Genomic DNA, 21,723 nt, shown 5'->3' with positions numbered 1-21,723 from the left:
CATTTTTGCAGGGTGTCAACTCCCGATCATATCCGCCAGTCATTTCCGCATGAGCCAACAGGCCAGCAAACGGAACTTTTTAGCAAGCTGCATGCCTTTTTAAAAAGTACCGAAGGCGACGAATGCTTTATTCTGAAAGGCTATGCCGGCACCGGGAAAACAACTATCGTGGGCGCGCTGGTAAAGGCACTAAGGCATTATAACTATAAAGCCGTGCTGCTGGCCCCAACCGGACGTGCCGCCAAGGTCATTACCAATTACTCCGGGCGTAAAGCTTTTACTATCCATAAACGCATTTACCGTAAAAAATCGGCCTTGACGATCGATGATGGTTTTGCCCTTGCCGATAACCTGGCCAGCGATACGCTTTTTATTGTTGATGAGGCCTCCATGATCTCGGATGAGGCCATGGGCAGCAATCACGTGTCGTTATTATTTGATTTACTAAGATATGTTTATAATGATAAAAACTGCAAGCTGATACTGGTAGGTGATACCGCACAGTTACCGCCTGTAGGAGCCGACGATAGCCCTGCGCTCGACGTGCAGCTTATGGGCGATAAATTTGGCCTGTCGATATTCAGTTATGAGCTTACCGAGGTTTTGCGCCAGCAAAAGAATTCGGGTATCTTATATAATGCCACCAATATCCGCGATCTGATCCGTGAGGAGATCATAGAGATCCCTAAAATTGTGACCAAGGGGTTTAAAGATGTTTTCAGGATGACCGGCGAGCGATTGCCTGAAGGTTTGGAATATGCCTATCGCAAATACGGCTATGATCGTACACTTATCATTTGCCGCTCAAACAAAAATGCCAATTTGTACAACGGGCAAATTCGAAACCGCATTTTATACCGGGAGGAGGAGCTTACCGGCGGCGATCAGATCATGATAGTAAAGAATAATTACTTTTGGCTGCAGGATAAAGATGAAAATAGTACCGCGTTTATTGCCAACGGCGATATTGCCCGTATAGTAAAAGTACGCCGCACCGAAGAGATGTATGGTTTTCGTTTTGCCGATGTGCAGCTGGAATTTATTGACTATGCCGAAGATCCAACCCTTGATTGTAAGGTTTTGCTTGATACGCTTTATGCCGATTCGCCCGCGTTAAGCCAGGATGATCAGAAACGGTTTTACCAGGAAGTAATGAAGGATTATGAACATTTACCTAATAAAAGGGCCATGCACAATGAGCTGAAGCTTAATCCTTATTACAATGCCTTGCAAATAAAATTTGCCTATGCAATTACCTGCCATAAAGCACAGGGTGGACAATGGGATGCAGTTTTTGTTGATCAGGGGTATGTAACCGATGAGATGATCAATATGGATTTTTTGCGATGGTTTTATACCGCGCTCACCCGAGCTACCACCGAATTATTTTTGGTTAATTTCGATAACAGGTTTTATAAATTAAAGGAAGAATAACCTTCAAAGATAAATTTACTTTTATCAATATAATCTATTGATAATTAGATTTTTAATTACTAATATTAGCAATTAAAAACCGGTATCATGAACCTAAACTTAAAACTCGAAAGAAAAATCAAAACCAAACAATCAACCATTGGCGAACTATCAATAAATGGCGCCTTCGAATGTTTTATACTGGAGGACGTTGACAGAGGGCTGAATAGCAAAATGACACTTGCTCAAATTGCATCAATAAAAATTAAAACGCAAACAGCCATTCCTACAGGAACTTATAATGTAGTCAAATTTTTCAGCCCCAAACACAACGAAAACCTGCCATTATTAGAGAATGTACCCGGTTTCGCCGGGATTGAGATTCATGTTGGGAATTTTGCCAAGGACACCGACGGCTGCCTTCTCCCCGGTGAAGATAAAGGCGTTGATGCTGTTCTGCATAGTACAATGGCTACAGCTAAACTCAATACAAAGATTTTTGAGGCCCTTAAGGCAGGAGGTACCGTGACCATTGAGGTTGTTTAATATAGCAAATTATAAATGCTTGAAGGTGAAATGACGCATCTACGCCGTCATGCTGAGTGATTAAAATCCATGGACTATGAAGGTTAGATGACAAAGAGGGACTATCAGTCTGAGCTTGTCGAAGACTCGTGTGCAGAGCCCAGCCCGCCATACTTCGACGGGCTCAGTATGACACCCATTTTTTAAGTTATCATGGGTAGTGATTAAAATCCATGGACTATGAAGGTTAGATGACAAAGAGGGACTGTCAGTCTGAGCCCTTCGAAGACTCGTGCGCAGAGGCCCTGTCCGCCATACTTCGACGGGCTCAGTATGACCCCCATTTTAAGTGGTCATGTGAGAAGATTACCTGGATAAACAAAGACTTGTTTAATATCCTAAAACGAATTAACTGCCGGCAAGGTGATCCTGAACGTTGAACCCTGTCCCTCGGTGCTGGTAACGCTGATAGTGCCTTTATGCTTTTCAATGATCTGGCGTACAATGCTCAACCCAAGCCCGGTCGACTTTTCGCCGCGTAAACCGGCTCGGCCTGCTTTTGAAAATTGGTTAAAAATTTCCGGCAGCATATTGGCAGGGATGCCCATGCCGTAATCCTGAACTTCAATAACTACCGTATCATTTAGTTTAAGCAGGCGCACATCCACATTATCCTGATCTTTTGAAAATTTCACCGCGTTACTGATCAGGTTATCAATAACCCGATGAAATTTTTCATGGTTTATGAGCGCATGGGCAACACTTATCGAACTGCTGAACAGCACATTAACTTTATTGCCCAGCTGTAATTTCCATTCGCCCACTATGTTGTTAAGCCATTGGTTAAGCTCGATGTTTTGAGTTTCAATAATCGCGATGTTCTCGTTTCGGGCTGCCTCCAGTAAGTCATCAATAATACTCCGCGCTTTTACGCAGGATGCCTTCATCATATTGATGTTGTCTTGTGTCTCCTCATCTACCTCATCAAGTTCCATCATCATGGCAATTGATTCAACAGCAGCTATCGGGTTACGCAGGTCATGGGCAACCATACCCAACACCTGGTTTTTAAACTCGCTTGCTTTTTCAATTTCCGAATTTTTTTCGCGGATCTCGATCACCTGAAAATAATAGTTGGCCTTGTAGGAAAAAAAGTACCTTGAGATAAAATAAAAGCCGGAAAGTAAGATAGCTGAAATCAACTGGTTATACAACATATCCGTAGCCGGCGTTTCACTGTAAAATAGCAGGGAAGTAAAAAAAAGCTCAATGGCAATAAGCAGCAATACGGTTTCATAGTATTCAAAAACAATTATCACGCTGATTAAGCTTAATGCGACAAGATATAAGGTGAGGGCATTACTCGGATTGGAGGTGGCTATAAAGCTGGAATACATGCCGCAAACAATAATATAAAGCGCAAACAAAAACACAAGCAATGACATGCCTGTTGTAGCTTTTTTGTGGCTTTTGAAACTAACGATAAAAAGGTTACTGGCTATCAGGAAAACGGGAGTTATAATAATGAAAACCCAGTTGCTGAAATTAAACTCGGGAAAGTTTTGAGCTTTGGTTAAGCTAATGGGGAATACAAGATAAAGGATCCGGATAATTACATTAAGCAATAAAAATATCATACTGGCACCCCTTATGGCTACCAGGTTTTGGTAAGTATAATGCAAACGATATTGCGACCGGTATTTTACCGGGAGACTGTTAAAAAAGAAATGGGTGTTCAATTATATTTTATGGATTAAACAAAATTATGAAAATATTTATAAAAACTGTAACAGAAATGTGACAGGATATAGTTAACCCTTTTTACTAAATATTCGGTCAAAGAAAATATAAGCCTATTTTGATGAACCTTGATTGTTTTTTAAAAAAGGGATAAATATTATTTAAACATAAAACCAAAATCACATGTTACTGAAATCTCTTAAATCTATCGCAATTCTCATTACTGTATTAACAACTTTTTCCTGCAGAACTGTAGAAAGGGCGAATCAGAAAGAAATTAAACCTTTTGTTGGTATTTGGAACGACACGACCAATCCCGGAAGTAAAGTGGTATTTAAATCAGACGGAAGCTTTTATAATATCGCAAAGGAAAATGAAAGGCAGATTGTTACGCACAGCGGTACTTTTAAAGTTTTATCCGATAACATGTATGTACTAACGATCACGGACGCGAGACCTGATGCTACTTACGACCTAAAAGGCAGGCAGTATGCAAATTATTACACTTTAGGTAGTGATAAAAAGACGATGAAGACAAGCGGAGTAGTTGACGGACGAAATGGCGGAAAACCACTCGTCTGGACTTGTAATCTGGTGAAAGTGGATAAACTCGATTAGTTAAACCTGCGCCGGCATAATCTATCAGCACCGCGGCATCCCGTAATACTAAAAATACCACATATACAGCAGGACTGCAATCGTTCCATTATTCATTTACTTATAGCCCAACAGATTTATTTTGCATGGCAAAACGACAATTTGCCCTGTAGTTTGTTAAACATGGTAGTATCTAAATTGCTAATAATCATGGCAAAGTGTCATTGTGATTTAATTTTAAATGACAATTTTTCACTATGGATACTATGGCCGATAATTTGATTAACCATGAGTACTATGAATTTTAACAACTTTACCATAAAAGCTCAGGAAGCCGTACAAAAGGCATCTGAAATTGCTGTTGGTAACCAACAGCAAGCAATCGAGACCGCGCATCTGCTTAAAGGCTTATTGCTGGTTGATGAAAACGTAATTACCTACTTATTAAAGAAATTAAATGTTAACCTGAACAGGTTAAACGATACCTTAGATGCGCAGATTGCATCCTTCCCCAAAGTAAGCGGCAGCAACGTATACCTTTCGTCTGAAGCAAATTCGGCTTTGCAAAAAGCTTCGGGATATTTAAAAGAATTTAAAGACGAATTTGTATCAGTTGAGCATGTGCTGTTAGGCATTTTAGCCGCCGGTGGTGCGGTAAGCAGCATCCTGAAAGATTCGGGTGTTAATGAAAAGGATCTGAAAAAAGCTATTGTTGAACTCCGCGGCGATAGCAAAGTAACCGATCAAAATGCCGAAGCCACTTATAATGCCCTCAACAAATACGCCCGTAACCTGAATGAATACGCCGGTTCGGGCAAGTTGGACCCGGTTATAGGCCGCGACGATGAAATTCGCCGTGTTATCCAGATCCTTTCGCGCCGTACCAAAAACAACCCGATTTTGGTTGGTGAACCAGGTGTTGGTAAAACAGCCATTGCCGAAGGAATCGCTTTCAGGATCATCAAAGGTGATGTACCTGAGAGCCTGAAAACCAAAGTTGTATACTCTTTGGATATGGGCGCGCTGATTGCCGGTGCAAAATACAAAGGCGAGTTTGAAGAACGATTGAAAGCCGTTGTAAAAGAGGTTACCCAAAGCGATGGGGAGATCATCCTTTTTATAGATGAGATCCACACGCTGGTAGGTGCAGGCGGGGGAGAAGGCGCTATGGACGCGGCCAATATCCTAAAACCTGCCCTGGCCCGTGGCGAGCTTCGTTCAATTGGTGCTACTACCCTTAATGAGTATCAGAAGTACCTTGAAAAAGATAAAGCTTTGGAACGCCGTTTCCAGAAAGTAATGGTTGAAGAACCTGACGCTGCCGACGCCATATCTATTTTACGCGGATTGAAAGAACGCTACGAAACCCACCATAAAGTGAGGATCAAAGACGAAGCGATCATCGCCTCTGTCGAAATGTCACAACGCTATATTTCCGACAGGTTTTTACCGGATAAAGCTATCGACCTGATGGACGAGGCTGCATCAAAACTTCGCCTGGAAATGGATTCGGTACCGGAAGTGGTTGACGAACTGGAACGCCGCATCATGCAGCTTGAAATTGAGCGCGAAGCTATTAAACGTGAAAAAGACGACCGTAAGGTTGCCGAACTAAGTGAGGAAATAGCCAACCTGTCGCAACAGCGTGATTCATTACGTGCCAAATGGAAAGGCGAAAAAGACCTTGTTGATGGCATCAATACTAAGGTTGAGCTGATTGAAAATTATAAACTGGAAGCCGAGCAGGCCGAACGTGCGGGCGATTATGGTAAGGTAGCCGAATTACGCTACGGTACTATAGTTGAAGCCCAGGCCGAAGTTGAAAAGTTGAAAGCCGCCCTGCTTGAAAACCAAAGCGACAGCCGCATGCTGAAGGAAGAGGTTACCGCCGATGATATTGCCGGTGTAGTAAGCCGCTGGACAGGCATCCCGGTAAGCAAGATGATCCAAAGCGAACGTGAAAAACTGCTTAATCTTGAAGATGAACTGCACAAACGTGTAGCCGGGCAGGAAGAAGCTATTGAGGCAATAAGTGATGCTATCCGCCGCAGCCGTGCAGGTTTGCAGGATAAGCGCAGGCCAATAGGTTCGTTCATATTTTTAGGTACAACCGGTGTGGGTAAAACCGAACTGGCAAAAGCCCTGGCCGAATACCTGTTTAATGACGAAGGTGCACTTGTGAGGATAGATATGAGTGAATACCAGGAACGCCATGCTGTTTCAAGGCTGATAGGAGCGCCTCCGGGCTATGTTGGGTATGATGAAGGCGGACAGTTAACGGAGGCCGTTCGTCGCAAGCCTTATAGTGTGGTTTTACTGGATGAAATTGAAAAAGCCCATCCCGATGTATTTAACATCCTGCTGCAGGTGCTGGATGATGGCCGCTTAACTGATAATAAAGGCCGTGTGGTGAATTTTAAGAATACTATCATCATCATGACCTCCAACATTGGTTCAAACATCATCCAGGAAAACTTCCAAAACCTGGAGGACGAAAACCGCGATGAACTGGTGGCAAAAACCAAAAACGAGCTGTTCAATTTGTTAAGGGCAACTATCCGTCCGGAGTTTTTGAACAGGATAGATGAAATCATCATGTTTACCCCGCTTAACCGCGATGAAATTCATGATATCGTTAAGCTGCAGTTTAAACAGGTACAGCAAACCCTTGCCGAAATGGGTGTAACTATCGAAGCATCCGATGAAGCCTTAGATTGGTTGGCCCAGTTAGGTTATGATCCTCAATTTGGTGCACGCCCGTTAAAACGCGTTATCCAGAAAAAGATCCTGAACGAGTTGAGTAAACAGATCCTGGCGGGTACAGTTGACAAAGACAGCGTTATTAAAATAGATATGTTTGATAACCAGTTCGTGTTCCTGAACTCGGCCAAAGAAGCTACGGAACCGGCTAAATAAGCTGTAGAAAATTAATTAAATGTAAAAAGGCTTCCCAATTTGAGAAGCCTTTTTTTATTAACAACCGGAGAATCTATTAAAAAACTTCAGCTGTTTGTTTAGTTACCGATGCTAAGCTGACCCCCGTAAGCTGATCGGCAAAGGCTACGAAAGCCTTACTCTCAGATATACGATGTTGATTAGCGATCAGATTTTGCAAATTGATTTTTCCTATCACAAATTTATAATTACCTGAATAGTAGCGCTCATTGATATGCTCAAAGTTCAGCGCTTCAACCAGTTCCTCGTCATCATAACGCAGGTAAATGGTTAATTCAATGTTATTGGTAAAATTAAGGTCTGTTTTCTCTTTAGCTTTTTTGTATTCGTACTGGTAGTTATAGCGCAGCGCCGCAATATCCGACAGTACAGCCGAACCGGTAGGATGGCCGCCCGCGCCTTTCCCGAAAAAGAATTGCTGATCGGCAAAGGCAGCTTGTACAGTTACGCCATTATATTCATACTCAACGTTGTATAAAAACTCTTTGTCGTTTACAAACTTAGGTAATACAAACAGGGCAACGTTGCGGTCGTCAAGTTCTTTGGCTACCGGCACCAGTTTAATTTTGAGGTTCTTTTCGCGGGCATATTGCAAATCGGCAGCTGCAAGGTTCTGAATGCCCAGGTTAAATACCTCATCGGGCTGTACAACTACACCATAAGCGTGCGCTGCGGCAATAACCAGCTTGTATTTGGCGTCAAAACCACCAACATCACTGGTTGGGTCGGTTTCGGCAAAACCCAGGTCCTGGGCTTGTTTCAATGCGCTATCATAATCGAGCCCTTCAATAAAGCCTTTTGAAAGGATATAGTTTGATGAGCCATTGAAAATACCGCTGATTGAATGCAGTAGTTCATTATCATAATATTCTTCCAAATTGCGGATAATAGGGATACTACCGCAAACAGCGCCTTCATATAATAATGATGTGCCGTATTGATGCTGAATTTCGATCAGTTCGTCCAAATGCAGGGCGATCATTTTTTTACTTGCAGATACTACATTTTTGCCTGATTTTAATGCTCTTGAAACAATTTCAAAAGCAGCTTCGGTATCATTGATCAGTTCAACAATGGTATTGATCTCCGGGTTATTAAGCAGTTCTTCTTTGTCGGTAGTAAATAAATGTGCCGGTAAAGAACGTTTTTTATTAGGGTCTTTAATAGCAAATTTTACTATCTCGATATTTAAATGCTTTGTTTTGATGATATCATATAACCCCTGGCCAACAACTCCAAATCCGAAGAGGCCGATATTTAACTTTTTACTCATTACGCTGTACGTTGCAGTTCTATAATTTTTCCTTTCACATCGGTTTTAAAAAATGATGTGAATATTTTTGTTAATGCTTCTGTTTCAATTAAAAATCCATCGTGCCCATAAAACGAATCCAGCTCGGAAAAGGCAGCTTTTGGGATATGCCTGAACAGGTATTGCTGTTCTTCAACAGGGAATAAAACATCCGACGAGATGCCGATAACTAATGTTTTTGCCTTGATGAGGCTCAACGCTTTATCTACACCGTGACGGCCCCGGCCCACATTGTGTGAGTCCATCACTTTGGTCAGGTACCAATAACTATAGGCGTTAAAGCGGTTCACCAGCTTTTGCCCCTGGTAATTTTGGTACGATGAAGAGCGGAAATTGTCCTGCACATCGTCGGCTTCTTCCTGCTGGGTAATGCCGTAAGTTTTATAAGTACGATAACTTAAAAGCGCGATACTGCGCGCAGCTTTTAAGCCTTTCTGACCGCCTTCGGGCGTATTGCTGTAAAAGGTGCGGTCGGTAGTGATAGCCAAACGTTGCGACTCGTTAAAGGCAATGCCCCATGGTGAATGCTTGGCATTAGTTGCTATCAGAATAAGATTTTTGATGCGCTCCGGTTCAATAATAGCCCATTCCATAGCCTGCTGGCCGCCTAATGAACCTCCAATTAATACACTGATATTATTAATGTTTAAATGCTGGGCAAGCAACTGGTGCGCTTTAACCATATCCCTTGTAGTAAACTGGGGATATGAAAGATAATATGGCTGGCCGGTAACCGGGTTAATGCTCAACGGACTTGTAGTGCCGTAAGGAGAACCCAAAATATTGGCGCAAACTATAAAATGCTCTTCCGGGTTAAAAAAATACCCCTCGCCAATAAGCCCTTTCCACCAGTCAAATACATCGCTGTTGGCAGTAAGCGCATGGCAAACCCAAACAATGTTATTTTTTTCCTTATTTAACCGGCCATAAGTGTGAAAACCTATTTCTAAACCTTCAATTGTACGGCCCGATTCAAATTCAAAAGTATCAGTGTATTTAAATATCTCTGCGTTCATTCTGTTGTTTTGTTATTTCAGGTGCAACCGGTATTTCCGGCTGCAACCTGCAATAACGTTTACTATATCACTTAAAAAAAACTATACATTATTAAACTAACTCACCCTCACCTTGCTTAATTTTTGCAAAAGCCTGCTCAAAATCAGCTTTAATATCATCAATATGCTCAATACCAACAGCCACGCGCAATGATGCTGGTGTAACACCGGCAGCTAATTGCTCTTCATCAGATAATTGCTGATGCGTGGTTGCTGATGGCTGGATGATGAGTGTTTTTGCGTCCCCGACATTGGCCAAATGACTCACCAGTTTAAGGTTATTGATCAATCGGCTGGCCTGTTCTTTGCTCCCCTTAATCTCGAATGATAATACGCCGCCAAAACCATTCTTTAAATATTTTTTAGCCAGCTCATGGTATGGCGATGATTCCAGTCCCGGGTAATTTACGCTTGCCACCTGTGGGTGCTGCTCCAACCATTTGGCCAGTTGCAGGGCATTATCAACATGACGTTGCACACGTAACGAAAGTGTTTCCAGTCCCTGAATGTTCAGCCATGAATTAAATGGAGCCTGCGACGGGCCGAAATCCCTCAAACCTTCCACACGGGCACGGATAATAAACTGGATATTGCCAAACGGGCCCCCAATGCCGAAAACATCGTTAAATACCAATCCGTGGTAACCTTCTGATGGTTCAGTAAATTGAGGAAATTTACCATTACCCCAATTATAATTGCCTGCATCGATAATAACACCGCCAATACTGGTACCATGCCCGCCAATCCATTTGGTGGTTGACTCCACAACCACGTTAGCGCCATGTTCAATAGGGCGGAAGAGGTAACCACCGGCACCAAAAGTATTATCAACAATTAGCGGAAGGTCATGCCTTTTGGCAACTTCGCTCACCTTTTCAAAATCGGCAATGGTAAAACCCGGGTTACCTATTGTTTCCAAAAAGATGGCTTTTGTTTTGACATCAATAAGCGCTTCGATATTGGCTGCTGTATCATCTTTGGCAAAGCGTACTTCGATACCCAGGCGTTTGAAAGCTACTTTAAACTGGTTATAAGTACCACCATATAGGAAAGGTGAAGTAACGAAGTTATCACCAGCCTGCAGGATGTTATTTAATGCTATAAATTGTGATGCCTGGCCCGACGCTGTCGCCAGTGCCGCCACACCGCCCTCTAACGCTGCGATGCGTTTTTCAAACACATCGGTAGTAGGGTTCATGATGCGGGTATAGATATTACCAAACTCTTTCAGCGCAAACAGGTTTGCACCATGTTCGGCACTGTTGAATACGTATGAAGTAGTTTGATAAATGGGCACAGCGCGTGAACCTGTTGTTGAATCAACTTCCTGACCGGCATGTAATTGTAAGGTTTCGAATTTTAAGGCAGACATAGTTGTAATTTTTTAATGTGTTTAATTTAGATTTTGAATGTTTAGATGAATTTGGAAAGCCGGTTTAAAAACAACCGGTTTAACACACGCTTTTCAGAAAATGAAAGATAGGAGCGTGCTAAGCATCAACAGCAGCAACACATACAAATACAGCTAATAGGGGAGCTAATATGTTGTATGTTACCGTTTGCGGTGTAAAAAGTGTTGCGTTGCGTAAATTTAATTAAACTTTTCATGGTTATAAATTTATATTCCCCGGTGTTATTTGCCGGGACAGGAATTGGCACCTTCTTCAACATTGAAGGGTTGCCAGCGGGTCATTGAGCCTGATCTCTCGCCGCTTCTTTATAAATCAAAACCCGAACTATGTGCGGAGGATTGATCGACGTTGGTATCACTACCAAATAATGTTGCGAATATAAGGGATTGTGAGGTAATATACCAAATTTTATTTCTTTTTAAGGTTAAAGGTAAAAGGCCAAAGGCAAAAGGTTCATTCGAGAACAATTTTAAGCTTAGACAAATGCAGCTACCTTTCGCCTTTAACCTTTATCCTTTTACCTTAAAAGGCCTAAGCCAAAGCCTGCTTCATATCGGCAATCAAATCATCAATATGTTCCAGCCCAACCGAAACCCTTAGCAGGTTTCGTGGTGTTTTGGTATCCGGCCCTTCAACAGTAGCGCGGTGTTCTATTAGGCTTTCAACACCACCAAGGCTGGTAGCTTTGATAAATAGTTTCAGCTTATTGATGATGTTATGCGTGTCGTTCTCATCGCCCTTAATAGTAAAAGATAACATGCCACCAAAAGCCAGCATCTGATCTTTAGCTATCTCATGCTGCGGGTGCGAGGGCAAACCGGGGTACATTACCTGTTCAACATTGGGATGCTGTTCAAGGTATTCGGCTAATAACTGTGCGTTTTGTACGTGGCCTTTTACACGGTATGGTAAAGTTTTAATACTGCGTACCAGGTAATAACAATCCATAGGCGAGGGGATTGCGCCACCCATTTCCTGCACCTGGCGGATTTTTGTCCACCAATCATTCTTTTCGGCCGTGATCAACACGCCGCCCATCAGGTCGCTATGTCCGCCAAAATATTTGGTGGCTGAGTGCATAACCATATCCGCGCCCAGCTCAAGTGGTCGCTGGCACATAGGGGTGGCAAATGTATTATCGCACAAAACTTTAATGCCCTTTGCTTTGGCAATAGCAACCACCTTTTTAATATCGGTTATTTTAAGCAGGGGGTTTGAAGGTGTTTCAATCCAGATCAAACCTGTTTCGGGCTTGATGTGCTGTTGTAAAACCCCGGTATCGTTTACATCAATAAAATCGAAGGTAAGGATCCCGGCAAAAAGGGTTTTAAGCTGATTACGTAAGCCATGATACATATCATCCGGCGCAATTATATGGGTGCCCGGCTCCAATGATTGAAATACCGACATCCCGGCCGCATTACCTGATGAAAAGCAAGCTGCTTCAACACCTCCCTCTAACTTTGCCAGCACATGCTCCAGTGCGTGACGATTGGGGTTCGATGAGCGACTGTAAATATAACCTGCCGGAAAACCGCCATCCTCACCGCGCTCAAAAGTGGTTGACATAATAATGGGTTGTATAACGGCCCTTGTTGCTTCATCAACATGGTTGCCGGCATGTATCGCTATAGTTTCAGTTTTCATGGTATTGTATTATGATATCGCCCAAAATAAACAAGAATATTTGTTATTAGCTGTAGCGTTTTTATATTTTTTGCCGAATAGGTTTAAAAACCAAACCGCATGAAAACGTGCTTTATCTTCCTGTTTGTTATTATTGGGCTATCTGCCTGAAAAAAAGATGCCAATGATACCGCTTATGACAAAAGCTATAAAGTATGGCAAAACTTTAAGACTGAAAGTAAAAATTCATATACTTATACCGCTAATAACGGTTCAGTTTTTGGTTATGGCTCCGAAACCAAGATCACCGTTCAAAATGGCGTTGTTACAGCGAGGGGTTTTTGAATACCGTGAGTTTAAAGGCGGACCGAACTATGGATATGGCGCTCAGCTAAATGCAGCTTCACAGGATTCCGTTTATATGACAGCATCCTGGATGAAGGAAAATATATCAGACAGGGGGCCATTGGGAGCCCTGTACAGAGTATGGGGCGATGGAAAATAAATGGTAAAAGGCGACATCATGGACTATTTTGGTCTCAGCGGACATACTAACGACGAGTTGAAGAAAATGGGTTATATTGTATGGATGCCTGTTCAGGAAAAAGGTTCATGGTTAGGGGAGGGCGACGACCCAACGTTTATGAACATGCTTGACAATGGATTACGTGCATAAGAAAAAGGTACTTATGGAGGCTGGGGCGGCACCGGATTTATTGATCCTAAAGGTAAAAACGCCTTCTTCCAGAATAGTGATACGTCATCCCAGGCTATGGCAGCTTCACTCGCTGCGCCGAAAGATCGAAATAATACGGACCCTGACTTTTTTCCTGCCGCTCAGCGGGATTTTGCTGCCCGGATTAAATGGTCGGTAACGCCAATATATGCACTGGCAAATCACGAGCCAGTTGCCAAAATAGAAGGTCCATTAAATGTCAGGGCAACAGCCGGCGAAACGATCAGACTGTACGGAGCCGTTTCTGATCCTGACGGAAATCTGGTTTCTGTTAGCTGGTGCAATTTCAACAAGGAACTTATCAGGGAAAAGTGTCGATATTAAACCCCGAAGCCAGGCAAACACAAATCAGGGTACCTAAAGACGCTGTTTCTGGCCAAACAATTCACATTGTTTTTCAGGCAACGGATAACGGCACACCGTCTCTTACCAGCTATCAACGTGTGATTATAGCGGTGCGGTAAACAGGAAGCTTTCCAAATGCATTGGCTGTCTTTTCAAACCCAAACGGATGCACTTACTTTGGTCACATCAACCATTTTGTTCAGGTAAGAGTGGCTATTCTAGTATAAGAAAAAGCCCCGAAATCAGCTATTTCAGGGCTTAGATACTTGGCGGAGAGTTAGGGATTCGAACCCCAGGAACCTTTCACAGTTCAACAGTTTTCAAGACTGCCGCAATCGACCACTCTGCCAACTCTCCGGGGACAAAAGTACAAATCCGGGGCGAATTGCCAAATTTGAATTTCACTTTTTTTTATTTAATTAAATAATCTATATAAACTATTGATTAATAATAAGTTAATTTTTTGACTGGTCGGTTTTTTTTGCCCGAAAAGTGTTAAATCTGGGTTTTACAATGCGAATTGTACGCTTGGAAAGCTCTACGGACGCGTTTAATTCGAACCCGATTATCAAAATTAATGAGTTTATATACATCCAGATCATCACAACGATGAGCGTACCTATCGAGCCGTAAACTTTATTGTACGACGAGAAATTGTTGATATAATAGGAAAAGCCCAGTGAGGTTAAAACTGCCAGTGCTGTAGCCAGTATGGAGCCAGGATTAATAAAATTCCATTTCTTTTTATGTGCAGGAGCGTAACGGTATAAGCACCCTATGGTTACAAAAATGATCACCACAATAATCACCCATCTGAACAGCATCACAGGGTAAACCCAAAAATGATTTTCAGACGCCACATGCGATTGGATGAACCGGATAATGGATTGACCAAGGATGAGTATGGAAATGGCCAGTAATAACGCGAAGCTTATAGCTACAGTAATTCCTGTGGCTACCAGGCGCCTTTTAAGCCAGCTCCGTTTATCCTCAATTAATGAGGATTTATTAAAGGCTTTCATGAGATTGATAACGCCATTCGTAGCAAAATACAAGGTTGTCAGGAAACCGAAGGAAAGGAGCTTGCCGTTTTGATTACTTACGATATCGAAAAGGGTTTCTCTGAACGCCATATAGGCATTTGTAGGCATTACAGAGGCCAGCACCATCATAAGGTTGCCTTTAAAATGTTTTATGGGCACGTAGGGGATAAGCGTGAACAAAAAAATAGTAGCCGGAAAAACGGCGAGCATAAAGCTATAGGCTAAAGCATATGCCCGGTTAATAAGCGAGTTATTGGTGATCTCTTTTACAAAAAAGTCTATAACTGTATAAAGAGGCAATGGCCTGAAACCCGGAATAATGACAGACTTCGTCCACTCGATGATGTACCTGTAAAACGTAAACCGGATTAAAAAGCGGTGCAGCCATTTCATTTACACCAAATTTACTTAAAAAAGGGCATTAATCTATCGGTAAAATCCTGCGGTGGCAGGCATGGGCGACTGTTTTTCATGTTAATGAATACGAGCAGCGTTTCGCCGGTATTAATAAGTTCACCTTTTGGGTTTGTAAGTTCGTACCTGAAATGGATGCGGATGCCTGGCAGCTTATCCATGATCACCCTGATGCTGATTTCCTCGTCATATAAAGCCGGCTTCAGGTATTTGCAATGAAGCTCGAGCACAGGCATCATAATGCCCGATTCTTCCATGCCTTTATAAGTAAGGCCAAGACTGCGAAGCATCTCCACGCGGCCTACTTCATAAAATTCGGCGTAGTTACCGTAATACATATAGCCCATCTGGTCGGTTTCGCCATAGCGCACCCGTATTTTAGTAGTGTGCTCAAACATTACCTTCGGATGTTACGATCATTAAGGGCTTGCTGAAATTTATGCGCATTAACCAAATGGTCCGCCACGTTGGTGGCAAAGGCATGGTAGCCGGAAAAATCAGCTTTGGCGCACATATAAATATAGTCGCTCTTTTGATAGTTTAACACTGCTTTCACCGCATTAACCGATGGCATCATGATAGGCCCCGGAGGTAAACCTGTATGCAGGTAAGTATTATATGGCGAGTTATATGAAAGGTAGCGGGTAAGCACACGTTTTATAGTAAAATCGTTCAGCGCGAAGATCACGGTAGGGTCGGCCTCCAGTTTCATTCCTTTTTTAAGACGATTAAGGTATAAACCTGCTACGGCGGGCATTTCATCATCATGCAGCGCTTCAGCATCAACTATTGATGCCAGGACAGATACTTCCTGAGGGGTTAAGTTTATTGCAGCAGCCAGTTGTTTACGTTCAGGTGTCCAAAAAGCCTGATAGTGGTCGTACATTCGTTTAAAGAACTTTTCCGGGCTCGTATTCCAGTACATCTGGTATGAGTCGGGCATGATCACGGTATAAACGTTATCGGTAGTAAAACCATATTTACTTACAAAACTCGCCGAATCAAGCAGCCGAATAATCGCCATTGAATCCGGTTCAATCTTTTTCGAGATAAATCCCGCAAACTGTTCTTTAAGTCGCAATCCGTGAAATTCAACTTTAACAGGCTCTTGTGTACCTGAGGCCAGCATATTGATGAGCTTGCGGTTCCCCATGCCTTCATGCAGGCGATATTTACCTGGTTTTACACGGGTAATATAATTCATATTACGGGCAGCCCAGCCAAATGAAGCAGTATCTTTCACAATGCCCTCATCTTGTATTGTTTTAAAAACATCGCCAAATGTTGCGCCGGTGTGAATGTATAAGTACTCCTGTTTATCCGTAACGTTAGGTCCAAAGTATTTGAGGTAATAATTGAAACCTGTAAAGCCTAAAAGCACAACGATAATGATTACCAGCGCTATGATAAATTTTTTCAGTATGCCTGATCCTTGTTTTTCCGCGGTCATGATATTGAATAGATGGTGTTTGTTGTATTTATTTTAATTTTTGAATGGCAACTAATCCGCCGCTCAAGTTACGAACGTTGTTATAGCCATACCGCTTCAATATGTTTTGTGCAGTTTCGCTCCTTAAACCAATTTTGCACATAACGATTATCTCATCTGTTTTGTTGTAGGGTAAACTGTTAAGCGCATTCTCCAAATTTGAAAGGGGGATATTATCACCGCCTATATTATAAGTATGGAATTCAATAACCTCGCGCACGTCGAGCAGGTTAAGGCTTTCACCTTTGCTTAAACGCTCAATCAGTTCGGAAGCTTTAATTTGCCGGTGGAGCTGCATCGGTTTTGGTACCTTGTGAAACAGTAAGATTTATACGCGTGCCAATACTTGTTTTGCTTAATGAATCGGTCTTCATCGGGTATTGCGAAACAACAACAACATTAGTCGAATCGGTAATAGTACCCTGGTAAGTAATGATCCCAACAGTTAAGCCGGCGCCTTTTATAGCAAATCGGGCGGCATCAAGGTCAAGATTTACCAGTTCGGGTATTTCCACTTCGCTTGCACCCTCACCATCGCCCAAAACCAAATCTATCCTTGAGCCTTTGGGGATCTTGGTACCCGGTTTTATCACTTGTCCGCCAAAACGTACCTCCAGGATCCGGTCGCGGGCAATATCCGAACGGTACGTTGTATCGCCCAGTTTTAAGCCATAATTTGATATGGTAGCTATCGCTTCGCGATAATTGCTTTGTTCAAGATCGGGCAAGGCTACATTTGGCGCCTGCAGGGTTACCATGGTAAGGTAAATTACCCGGCTTTCTTTAACGTTGGTCCCGGGATCTGGGTCTTGTTCAACGATAGTACCGGGGGCCACGTCCTGTACATACACAGAATCTATTTTATAGCCGAATCCCTGCTCTTTTAAAATATCCATAGCTTTATCAATGGAAAGGCCTTTAAGCTTTGGTACGGGTATGCCCGAACCATGACGGGTATAATAACCAAGGCTAAAAAAAGCTATTAAAACAACGGCTATCACGGTCACAATAGCCATTAATAAGTTATTTCGGAATGATTTTGATTTTAAGTAAGCCCCAAATTTGCTCATCAGTATACGTAAGGGTAAACCTTTTAATTAAGTATCAAACATAGGAATTATTTTGGATATGGGTGTTAGGATGTCGGATTTTGGATGTTCGATTTCGGAATTAATTATTGCAGAATTTTGGGAGTTTTAAACTCAAAATTTAAACTTTAGTATTATTTGCAATGATATTTATTCTAATTTCGACTTCGAAATCAGGTCGCTTTCGTTGCTCCTGGAAATAAATTCGAAATCGAACATCCGAAATCCGAAATAAAATGAGTCTTAAAAATATTGCCCTTTTGGCCGGAGGTTTTACCGGCGAATATGAAGTATCCCTCAACAGCGCAAAAAATATCGCAGCTAATCTGGCGTCAAACAGCAACTATAAAGTTTATACTATATTAATTACCCGCGACAGGTGGTTTTTTGAAGCAGATGACGCGACAGTCGATGTTGACAAGAATGATTTTACCATCACCCTTAACCAGGAAAAAATAAAGTTCGACTTTGCCTTCATCACCATTCATGGCAGCCCCGGCGAGGATGGAAAGCTGCAGGGCTATTTTGATATGCTTGGCATCCCTTATAATACCTGCGACGCTACAACATCGGCCATTACCATGAACAAGGCTTATACCAAAGCTATCGTGCACGGGATCCATGGCTTGCATACCGCACATTCCATGCGTTTATTTGAGCGCGATGTGCATGACGTTGCCACAATAGCAGCTAATTTGAAATTTCCGTTGTTTGTTAAACCTAATAATGGTGGCAGCAGCGTGGGTATGAGCAAGGTTCAAAACATAGCCGGCCTGCCGGAAGCATTGAACAGAGCATTTCAGGAAGATGCCCAGGTGTTAGTAGAAGAATTTATTAAAGGCCGCGAGTTCAGCATTGGTATAGCACGCCTGCACGGTAAAATAAAGGTATTGCCTGCTACAGAAATTATAACCTCAAAAGATTTTTTTGATTACGAGGCGAAATATACTTCTGGTGTAACACAAGAAATAACTCCCGCCGACCTTTCGGCTGAAAAGGTTAAAGAAATTGCCGGCATAGTTACCGAGGTGTATACCCGCCTCAACTGCCGCGGCATGGCCAGGATCGACTTTATTTTGCTTGAAGGCAGTAATGATTTTTATTTTATTGAGATCAACACCACACCAGGTCAGTCTGCCGCCAGTTTGATTCCGCAACAGGTACGTGCGGCAGGTATGGATGTAGGTGAGTTTTACAGCGCCCTGATTGAAGGAGCAGCGCTATAATTTCGGAATTGAGATTTTCGGTTTCGGATTTATTTTAATTTTATTGTGAGAGAGGCACATTCAGGCCTCTCTTTTTTGTGTAACAACAGGTTCATTTTGTTATCAAACCAACGATGTTGCAATTTCAAAACTTTACAAAATCATACGGTAGTTATCCGGCCTTAAAAATTGAGAACCTGCAATTGAAGCACGGTATTTACTGGATAAAAGGGGTAAATGGTTCCGGTAAAAGCACCCTGCTAAAATCTATTGCCGGGATATTAGCGTTTCATGGCGATATCTTGCTTGATGAAAGCATCAGCATAAAAAAGCAACCGGTGGCTTACCGCAAGCTGGTAAACTTTGCCGAGGCCGAACCCGTATTTCCCGATTTTTTAACAGGTTCAGAAATGATCGCCCTGTTTATCGCTGCTAAAAGCGCGCCGGCGCGACAGGAGGAGCAGTATATTAAAAGCATGGGCATGCAAAGCTTCATTGACCGCCCGGTTGGCACTTACAGCAGTGGCATGATGAAAAAGCTTTCCCTGCTACTTGCCTTTTTGGGCAAGCCCAAATTGATCCTGCTCGACGAACCTTTGATCACTATTGATACGGCCTCGTTGGCAATATTAAATACCTGGATAAGGGAGCGGCAGGAGCAACAGGGAACCAGTTTTTTATTATCGTCGCACCAAATATTGGAGAATGGCTCACTACCTGTATCGGGCGAGCTTTTAGTAGAAGATCAAACCTTAAAGTTTATCAGCTGATGAAGCCGCTAACTAACGTATTGTTAAAAATATTTGCCGGCGGTTTTTTCCGGGTACATGCGGGAATCCTGTTGTTTGTGTTTTTAGCGATGGTTGGCATTGTACCGCCTCAATACTTAATAGGTTATCACAAGTCGCTGATGTTAGCCATGGACAGTAGCTGGGTTGTGACGACCCTGGTGTTTACAGGCTGGTTTATTTATGCCGTTAAAAGCTGGCATTATGTATCCGGACAAATCTTCGCTTCAGGACAGCATTTTTTATTTTATAGCAGCAATGCCCTGAGCAAAGGGAAACAATTAAAAAGCTGGTTTTGGGCGCAGGCCGCTATACTATTACCGATAATTTTATACGCGTTTATTGCCGTTGGTGTGGGCTTTGCCTATCATTATTATTTATTGCCGGTTTGCGTTTTACTGTATCTAACTGCCTTAACTTATTTAAGCGCAGTTATTTATACGAGACAAGTTAATAGACTTATTGATGGCAGTAGCCGATCCATATTATTGAGGTTAAGCAGCAAATGGCGCAAACCTTATTTCAGCCTTTACATTTACCACCTCTTTGACAAGCGTAAGGTTCCTTACCTGATTACCAAGGCGCTTTCCTGGCTTATCATCACCGCGGTATTTTACGTATTTGCTGATGTTAAAACTGATTTTCGGGTTGCAGGCATCGCCATCCTCGCGGTGATCACCACACATATTGTTTTAATATTTGAAGAGAGGAAGTTTGAAGAGAACGATCTTGGGTTCTCCCGCAATTTGCCATACAGCAGGCCGAAACTCTTCCTGAACTTTATTAGCGTGTATTTCTTTTTACTAATTCCAGAAGGTATCTGGCTCTTCAGCAGGTTTAACCCTTTAATGGCTGCAGAGTTGTTGTTTGTAGCATTAAGTACTGCAATGCTGTTCCATTGCCTGCTTTATTGGTTTGGGCTTAACATGGATAAGTACCTGCAATGGGTCCTGGGTTTATTTATAGTATTGTTTTGGATCATTATGTTCAAGCTGCTTTGGATACTTATACCGTTAAACTTAAGTTTAGCCTACCTGCTGTTCTATAATAATTATTACAAATTTGATGGAGAGGTAAGCGATAAGCTGTAGCTTTAAAACTGTGCTTTAATCATTCTGTCCCTTCCGCTCATATCTTTTCTTAACTCAATGTTTTTAAATCCTTTACCAGCTAATAGCTCAACAGTTTCATTACCTAAATTTTCATTAATCTCGAAAAAAAGCAGGCCGCCGGCAATCAAATTACTTAAGGCAAAATCAGCTATAGCCCTGTAAAATATCAGCGGATCATGTTCGGGTACAAACAAAGCAGTATGAGGTTCAAAATCCGTAACATTACTATGCATCTGCTTTTTATCATCAAGGGTAACGTAGGGAGGGTTACTCACAATGATATCATATTGAGCCTCTTCTTTACCAGGCCCAATATTTAAAATATCAGCCAGAATAAAATTAACCTCAACTTCATTTAATAAAGCATTTTCCTTAGCAGTTTCCAAAGCTCCTTTGGATATATCTATCGCAGAAACATCCGCATCTGCCAAATTCTTTTTCAGGCTGATGGCGATACAGCCACTGCCCGTACCTATATCCAGTACAGAAAACCTTTCGCCTTTCGCCTTTCGCCTTTCACCCGCTCCAAAAAGAATCCATTCTACCAGTTCTTCAGTTTCGGGCCGCGGAATGAGTACAAAAGAATTCACTTTAAAGGGCAGCCCATAAAACTCGGCGATGCCGAAAATATATTGAATTGGTTTACCTGTTTTTAGTTCGGTGAGGATGTTTTTGATCTGAGCAGCCTGGTCTTCGGTTAGTTCCTTTTCAGGAAACGCTTTTATGGATGCCCTTGACAAGCCGGTAACTTCGGCAACAACAAGTAATGTAACAGCCTCTGTTTCCTTAGTATCATAAATGCCATTTATCTGCTGCCTGTAATCTTCAAAAACATCCTTAATTGTAATCATGCAACAAAGTAACATAA

At 42.3% G+C, this 21,723-nt stretch carries 22 protein-coding genes, 1 tRNA gene and 1 riboswitch; of the genes, 11 read left to right on the top strand and 12 right to left on the bottom strand.

Annotated features, from left to right (window positions below):
• Positions 1-12 precede the first annotated feature (12 nt).
• Together BLP33_RS06710 and BLP33_RS06705 are read left to right on the top strand one after the other, a co-directional pair.
• Positions 13-1,434, top strand: a complete 1,422-nt coding sequence (locus tag BLP33_RS06710; RefSeq protein ID WP_090525934.1) for an ATP-dependent DNA helicase — start codon at positions 13-15, stop codon at positions 1,432-1,434.
• Between the two features lie 87 nt (positions 1,435-1,521).
• Entirely contained in the window at positions 1,522-1,959 is a 438-nt protein-coding gene (locus tag BLP33_RS06705) for a DUF5675 family protein (protein ID WP_090525933.1), read from the top strand.
• Between the two features lie 377 nt (positions 1,960-2,336).
• Here BLP33_RS06705 and BLP33_RS06700 read toward each other — a convergent pair whose 3' ends face one another.
• Positions 2,337-3,677, bottom strand: coding sequence for a sensor histidine kinase (locus tag BLP33_RS06700; protein ID WP_090525932.1), 1,341 nt, complete (start codon positions 3,675-3,677; stop codon positions 2,337-2,339).
• Positions 3,678-3,861: 184 nt separating this feature from the next.
• On the opposite strand from BLP33_RS06700, the gene BLP33_RS06695 reads away from it, so the two are divergent.
• Together BLP33_RS06695 and clpB are read left to right on the top strand one after the other, a co-directional pair.
• Positions 3,862-4,296, top strand: a complete 435-nt coding sequence (locus tag BLP33_RS06695) for a hypothetical protein (protein WP_090525931.1) — start codon at positions 3,862-3,864, stop codon at positions 4,294-4,296.
• Positions 4,297-4,572: 276 nt separating this feature from the next.
• Positions 4,573-7,191 carry an ATP-dependent chaperone ClpB gene (clpB, locus tag BLP33_RS06690; protein WP_090525930.1) on the top strand — a complete coding sequence of 873 codons (2,619 nt, stop codon included), beginning with the start codon at positions 4,573-4,575 and terminating at the stop codon, positions 7,189-7,191.
• 76 nt (positions 7,192-7,267) lie between these two features.
• Here the strand turns inward: clpB and BLP33_RS06685 are convergent, their stop codons facing one another.
• The 4 genes from BLP33_RS06685 to BLP33_RS06670 all read right to left on the bottom strand — a co-directional run bounded on the left by BLP33_RS06685 (position 7,268) and on the right by BLP33_RS06670 (position 12,656).
• Entirely contained in the window at positions 7,268-8,503 is a 1,236-nt protein-coding gene (locus BLP33_RS06685; protein WP_090525929.1) for a homoserine dehydrogenase, read from the bottom strand.
• A complete protein-coding gene (metX, locus tag BLP33_RS06680; RefSeq protein ID WP_090525928.1) occupies positions 8,503-9,558 on the bottom strand; it encodes a homoserine O-acetyltransferase family protein in 1,056 nt (351 codons plus the stop codon). The genes BLP33_RS06685 and metX overlap by 1 nt, the downstream gene beginning before the upstream one ends.
• 91 nt (positions 9,559-9,649) lie before the next feature.
• Positions 9,650-10,969 carry an O-acetylhomoserine aminocarboxypropyltransferase/cysteine synthase family protein gene (locus BLP33_RS06675; protein WP_090525927.1) on the bottom strand — a complete coding sequence of 440 codons (1,320 nt, stop codon included), beginning with the start codon at positions 10,967-10,969 and terminating at the stop codon, positions 9,650-9,652.
• Positions 10,970-11,212: 243 nt separating this feature from the next.
• A riboswitch (SAM riboswitch) is annotated at positions 11,213-11,323 on the bottom strand.
• Positions 11,324-11,540: 217 nt separating this feature from the next.
• The gene (locus BLP33_RS06670) at positions 11,541-12,656 is read right to left on the bottom strand and encodes a trans-sulfuration enzyme family protein (protein WP_090525926.1); all 1,116 of its coding nucleotides are present in this window, start codon (positions 12,654-12,656) and stop codon (positions 11,541-11,543) included.
• A 175-nt stretch (positions 12,657-12,831) separates the two neighbouring features.
• On the opposite strand from BLP33_RS06670, the gene BLP33_RS06665 reads away from it, so the two are divergent.
• The 4 genes from BLP33_RS06665 (at position 12,832) to BLP33_RS27405 (ending at position 13,835) form a co-directional block, all read left to right on the top strand.
• A complete protein-coding gene (locus BLP33_RS06665; protein ID WP_139159945.1) occupies positions 12,832-13,140 on the top strand; it encodes a hypothetical protein in 309 nt (102 codons plus the stop codon).
• Between the two features lie 18 nt (positions 13,141-13,158).
• Positions 13,159-13,311, top strand: a complete 153-nt coding sequence (locus tag BLP33_RS27410) for a hypothetical protein (protein ID WP_175489953.1) — start codon at positions 13,159-13,161, stop codon at positions 13,309-13,311.
• A 96-nt stretch (positions 13,312-13,407) separates the two neighbouring features.
• Complete coding sequence (locus BLP33_RS06660; RefSeq protein ID WP_090525924.1) at positions 13,408-13,695, top strand: hypothetical protein; 288 nt, start codon at positions 13,408-13,410, stop codon at positions 13,693-13,695.
• The gene (locus tag BLP33_RS27405) at positions 13,683-13,835 is read left to right on the top strand and encodes a hypothetical protein (protein WP_175489952.1); all 153 of its coding nucleotides are present in this window, start codon (positions 13,683-13,685) and stop codon (positions 13,833-13,835) included. Before BLP33_RS06660 ends, BLP33_RS27405 begins: the two co-directional genes overlap by 13 nt.
• Positions 13,836-13,983: 148 nt before the next feature.
• On the opposite strand, the gene BLP33_RS06655 is transcribed toward BLP33_RS27405, so the two are convergent.
• The 6 genes from BLP33_RS06655 to BLP33_RS06630 all read right to left on the bottom strand — a co-directional run bounded on the left by BLP33_RS06655 (position 13,984) and on the right by BLP33_RS06630 (position 17,732).
• Positions 13,984-14,073, bottom strand: a tRNA-Ser gene (locus BLP33_RS06655).
• Between the two features lie 98 nt (positions 14,074-14,171).
• Positions 14,172-15,152, bottom strand: a complete 981-nt coding sequence (locus BLP33_RS06650; protein ID WP_090525923.1) for a YihY/virulence factor BrkB family protein — start codon at positions 15,150-15,152, stop codon at positions 14,172-14,174.
• 11 nt (positions 15,153-15,163) lie between these two features.
• The gene (locus BLP33_RS06645; protein ID WP_090525922.1) at positions 15,164-15,571 is read right to left on the bottom strand and encodes an acyl-CoA thioesterase; all 408 of its coding nucleotides are present in this window, start codon (positions 15,569-15,571) and stop codon (positions 15,164-15,166) included.
• The gene (mltG, locus tag BLP33_RS06640) at positions 15,571-16,623 is read right to left on the bottom strand and encodes an endolytic transglycosylase MltG (protein WP_090525921.1); all 1,053 of its coding nucleotides are present in this window, start codon (positions 16,621-16,623) and stop codon (positions 15,571-15,573) included. Before mltG ends, BLP33_RS06645 begins: the two co-directional genes overlap by 1 nt.
• 28 nt (positions 16,624-16,651) lie before the next feature.
• On the bottom strand, positions 16,652-16,960 hold the full coding sequence (locus BLP33_RS06635) for a rhodanese-like domain-containing protein (protein WP_090525920.1): 309 nt from the start codon (positions 16,958-16,960) through the stop codon (positions 16,652-16,654).
• On the bottom strand, positions 16,938-17,732 hold the full coding sequence (locus BLP33_RS06630) for a PASTA domain-containing protein (RefSeq protein WP_090525919.1): 795 nt from the start codon (positions 17,730-17,732) through the stop codon (positions 16,938-16,940). Before BLP33_RS06630 ends, BLP33_RS06635 begins: the two co-directional genes overlap by 23 nt.
• A 254-nt stretch (positions 17,733-17,986) precedes the next feature.
• Here BLP33_RS06630 and BLP33_RS06625 point away from each other — a divergent pair, with 254 nt between their 5' ends.
• The 3 genes from BLP33_RS06625 to BLP33_RS06615 all read left to right on the top strand — a co-directional run bounded on the left by BLP33_RS06625 (position 17,987) and on the right by BLP33_RS06615 (position 20,834).
• Complete coding sequence (locus BLP33_RS06625; protein ID WP_090525918.1) at positions 17,987-18,976, top strand: D-alanine--D-alanine ligase; 990 nt, start codon at positions 17,987-17,989, stop codon at positions 18,974-18,976.
• Between the two features lie 113 nt (positions 18,977-19,089).
• Complete coding sequence (locus BLP33_RS06620) at positions 19,090-19,725, top strand: ABC transporter ATP-binding protein (protein ID WP_090525917.1); 636 nt, start codon at positions 19,090-19,092, stop codon at positions 19,723-19,725.
• Complete coding sequence (locus BLP33_RS06615) at positions 19,725-20,834, top strand: hypothetical protein (protein ID WP_090525916.1); 1,110 nt, start codon at positions 19,725-19,727, stop codon at positions 20,832-20,834. Before BLP33_RS06620 ends, BLP33_RS06615 begins: the two co-directional genes overlap by 1 nt.
• Positions 20,835-20,836: 2 nt before the next feature.
• Here the strand turns inward: BLP33_RS06615 and prmC are convergent, their stop codons facing one another.
• Entirely contained in the window at positions 20,837-21,706 is an 870-nt protein-coding gene (prmC, locus tag BLP33_RS06610; protein WP_090525915.1) for a peptide chain release factor N(5)-glutamine methyltransferase, read from the bottom strand.
• Between the last annotated feature and the right edge of the window lie 17 nt (positions 21,707-21,723).

Source organism: Mucilaginibacter sp. NFR10 (assembly GCF_900100445.1).
GTDB classification, from domain to species: Bacteria; Bacteroidota; Bacteroidia; order Sphingobacteriales; family Sphingobacteriaceae; genus Mucilaginibacter; species Mucilaginibacter rubeus.
Note: the sequence above shows the minus strand (reverse complement) of the source record. Positions and strands in the feature narration are given on the sequence as shown.

Coding starts and splice junctions, on each gene's coding strand:
- BLP33_RS06705 (WP_090525933.1), top strand. CDS start 1,522: ATGAACCTAAACTTAAAACTCGAAAGAAAAATCAAAACCAAACAATCA.
- BLP33_RS06695 (WP_090525931.1), top strand. CDS start 3,862: ATGTTACTGAAATCTCTTAAATCTATCGCAATTCTCATTACTGTATTA.
- clpB (WP_090525930.1), top strand. CDS start 4,573: ATGAATTTTAACAACTTTACCATAAAAGCTCAGGAAGCCGTACAAAAG.
- BLP33_RS06685 (WP_090525929.1), bottom strand. CDS start 8,503: ATGAGTAAAAAGTTAAATATCGGCCTCTTCGGATTTGGAGTTGTTGGC.
- metX (WP_090525928.1), bottom strand. CDS start 9,558: ATGAACGCAGAGATATTTAAATACACTGATACTTTTGAATTTGAATCG.
- BLP33_RS06675 (WP_090525927.1), bottom strand. CDS start 10,969: ATGTCTGCCTTAAAATTCGAAACCTTACAATTACATGCCGGTCAGGAA.
- BLP33_RS06670 (WP_090525926.1), bottom strand. CDS start 12,656: ATGAAAACTGAAACTATAGCGATACATGCCGGCAACCATGTTGATGAA.
- BLP33_RS06665 (WP_139159945.1), top strand. CDS start 12,832: ATGACAAAAGCTATAAAGTATGGCAAAACTTTAAGACTGAAAGTAAAA.
- BLP33_RS27410 (WP_175489953.1), top strand. CDS start 13,159: ATGGACTATTTTGGTCTCAGCGGACATACTAACGACGAGTTGAAGAAA.
- BLP33_RS06660 (WP_090525924.1), top strand. CDS start 13,408: ATGGCAGCTTCACTCGCTGCGCCGAAAGATCGAAATAATACGGACCCT.
- BLP33_RS06650 (WP_090525923.1), bottom strand. CDS start 15,152: ATGAAATGGCTGCACCGCTTTTTAATCCGGTTTACGTTTTACAGGTAC.
- BLP33_RS06645 (WP_090525922.1), bottom strand. CDS start 15,571: ATGTTTGAGCACACTACTAAAATACGGGTGCGCTATGGCGAAACCGAC.
- mltG (WP_090525921.1), bottom strand. CDS start 16,623: ATGACCGCGGAAAAACAAGGATCAGGCATACTGAAAAAATTTATCATA.
- BLP33_RS06635 (WP_090525920.1), bottom strand. CDS start 16,960: ATGCAGCTCCACCGGCAAATTAAAGCTTCCGAACTGATTGAGCGTTTA.
- BLP33_RS06630 (WP_090525919.1), bottom strand. CDS start 17,732: ATGAGCAAATTTGGGGCTTACTTAAAATCAAAATCATTCCGAAATAAC.
- BLP33_RS06625 (WP_090525918.1), top strand. CDS start 17,987: ATGAGTCTTAAAAATATTGCCCTTTTGGCCGGAGGTTTTACCGGCGAA.
- BLP33_RS06620 (WP_090525917.1), top strand. CDS start 19,090: ATGTTGCAATTTCAAAACTTTACAAAATCATACGGTAGTTATCCGGCC.
- BLP33_RS06615 (WP_090525916.1), top strand. CDS start 19,725: ATGAAGCCGCTAACTAACGTATTGTTAAAAATATTTGCCGGCGGTTTT.
- prmC (WP_090525915.1), bottom strand. CDS start 21,706: ATGATTACAATTAAGGATGTTTTTGAAGATTACAGGCAGCAGATAAAT.